The sequence below is a fragment of the Mesorhizobium sp. M2A.F.Ca.ET.039.01.1.1 genome (assembly GCF_003998035.1).
GTDB lineage: Bacteria > Pseudomonadota > Alphaproteobacteria > Rhizobiales > Rhizobiaceae > Mesorhizobium.
The window spans coordinates 1-1,988 of the sequence record NZ_RZRY01000941.1 but is presented as its reverse complement, the minus strand read 5'-3'; the positions used below and the strand labels follow the sequence as shown (position 1 = coordinate 1,988).

The window sequence follows — 1,988 nt, the reverse complement described above, 5'->3', positions numbered from 1 at the left end:
GAATTGGCGTAGGTGGAAAACAGCGCCACGGGATCCTTATGCGCGTCGGTCTGCATCTTGATGTATTTGGCGTCGAAATCCTTGCCGCTCGCGCCCTTCAACTCGTCGAGCATCTGCTGCTCCTTCGGCTGCAGCGCCGGGCCGGAGGGCTTGATCGACGCGGTGGTCTGGCCCTGGCTGAGCGCGGCCTTGAAGTCCTCGCCGGCCTTGGTGTGGTCCTTGATCATATCGGCGGCGAAAGCCTTGACGTCGGCCGACGCCGACTTCTCCTCAGCCAGCCTGCTCGACTCGATCTCGAATATGTTGGCATTCGGCACGGTCGTGACGAAGGTCTGGGTGTCGACCTTGTTGTCGGTCACCATGGGTCCCACGGCATCCGTATTGGTGTCGTTCGATTGGGCGAACGCGGCGGGCGCGCCGGCAAGAAGCGCGACGGCGACCAGGGGCAGCAGCGTTTTCATCTCAAAACTCCGATCCGAACAGCCCCTCTGCCTTCTCCAACGCGGCATGGGCGCCAGGGTTGCTTGAAAGGCCGCCTCGAAAAGACACGGCGGAACCAGCCCCGCTTTGCCGCATTGCTTCGCGTCAGCTAAAACCACGCGGGAACGGGGAGCAAAAATGACCGACAGCGACGAGATCGACCTGCGCTGCCCGCAGGTCGTTGCCGACAACGCCGCCAAGGGCCTCAGGCTGCGCCAGCAGTTCGGCCGCGGCGGCACCGAGATCGGCGTCGCGCGAGCCACCGAGCTCAAGAGCCGCAGGAACCTGTCGCCCTCGACCATCAGGCGCATGGTCAGCTATTTCGCCCGCCACGAGGTCGACAAGAAGGGCAGGAACTACGGCAATGAGGACAATCCCTCCGCCGGCTATATCGCCTGGCTTCTGTGGGGCGGCGACGAAGGGTGCGCCTGGGCGCTGGAGATGAAGAAGAAGGTCGGTAACGCGCCCGACATCTGAACTAGCCCTTTACCCCGCCGGCGGTGAGCCCGGAGACGATCCTGCGCTGGAAGGTCAGCACCAGCGCCACCAGCGGCACGGTGACGATCACCGAGGCGGCCATGATGTTGCCCCAGGGGATCTCGAACTGCGAGTTGCCCGACAGCAGCGCGATCGCCACCGGCACGGTGCGCTGCGTGTTGGTGGAGGTGAAGGTCAGCGCGAACAGGAACTCGTTCCAGGCGCTGATGAAGGCGAGCAGCCCGGTGGTGGCGAGCGCCGGCCACATCAGCGGCAGGAAGATGCGCGTCAGGATGGTCCACGGTCCGGCGCCGTCGAGGATCGCCGCTTCCTCGATCTCGACCGGCAGGTCGCGCACAAAGGTGGTGAGCACCCAGACGGTGAACGGCAGCGTGAAGATCATGTAGGACAGGATGAGCGCCAGGAGCGAATTGTAGAGATGCAGCGCCCGGATGATCTCGAACAATCCGGCCAATGCCGCGACCTGCGGAAACATCGAGACCGACAAGATGGCGAGCATCAGCGCCGAGCGCCCGCGGAAACGGATGCGCGCCAGCGCATAGGCCGCGGTGACGCCGAGGAGCAGCGAGATCGCGACGACCGCGCCCGAGACGATCAGCGAATTGACGAGATTGCGCAGGAAGGGCCCTTCGGTCAGCACGTTGCGGTAGTTGGCAAGGCTGAACGATTGCGGCCAGAGGCTCGCCTGGAACAGTTCGGTCCCCGATTTCAGGCTGGTGACGATGGCGTAGTAGAACGGAAACACCGCGACGAAGACGATCGCGAGAAGCAGAAGATAGAAGGCGGCGCGCTTCAGCATTTTCACCTCAGCGCCCTCCCTCGAAAGTCAGCCGCCCTATCCGGATATAGGCGATGGTGAGCAGGCCGATGATGAGGAAAAGCAGCGTCGAGGCGGCCGAGCCATAAGCGAACTTGTCGAACTCGAACAGGTTCTCGCGCGCGAAGATCGACATCGACTTGGTCTGCACGTTGTTGGGCGTCAGCACATAGATCAGGTCGAAGATTCGCAG

At 63.3% G+C, this 1,988-nt stretch carries 3 protein-coding genes and 1 pseudogene; 1 reads left to right on the top strand and 3 read right to left on the bottom strand.

Going from position 1 to position 1,988, the window contains the following annotated elements; translation table 11 throughout:
- A partial coding sequence (locus EOA24_RS35860; RefSeq protein ID WP_133374813.1) for a DUF4142 domain-containing protein occupies positions 1-461 on the bottom strand: 461 nt, incomplete at its 3' end.
- 157 nt (positions 462-618) lie between these two features.
- Here EOA24_RS35860 and EOA24_RS35855 point away from each other — a divergent pair.
- Positions 619-957 (top strand): hypothetical protein, encoded by a 339-nt coding sequence (locus EOA24_RS35855; RefSeq protein ID WP_126081727.1) that lies wholly within the window; start codon positions 619-621, stop codon positions 955-957.
- 1 nt (position 958) lies between these two features.
- On the opposite strand, the gene EOA24_RS35850 is transcribed toward EOA24_RS35855, so the two are convergent.
- Both EOA24_RS35850 and EOA24_RS35845 read right to left on the bottom strand, forming a co-directional pair.
- Complete coding sequence (locus EOA24_RS35850; RefSeq protein WP_189343371.1) at positions 959-1,777, bottom strand: carbohydrate ABC transporter permease; 819 nt, start codon at positions 1,775-1,777, stop codon at positions 959-961.
- Between the two features lie 7 nt (positions 1,778-1,784).
- Positions 1,785-1,988 (bottom strand): annotated as a pseudogene (locus EOA24_RS35845) (sugar ABC transporter permease); the annotation flags it as partial.

Coding starts and splice junctions, on each gene's coding strand:
- EOA24_RS35855 (WP_126081727.1), top strand. CDS start 619: ATGACCGACAGCGACGAGATCGACCTGCGCTGCCCGCAGGTCGTTGCC.
- EOA24_RS35850 (WP_189343371.1), bottom strand. CDS start 1,777: ATGCTGAAGCGCGCCGCCTTCTATCTTCTGCTTCTCGCGATCGTCTTC.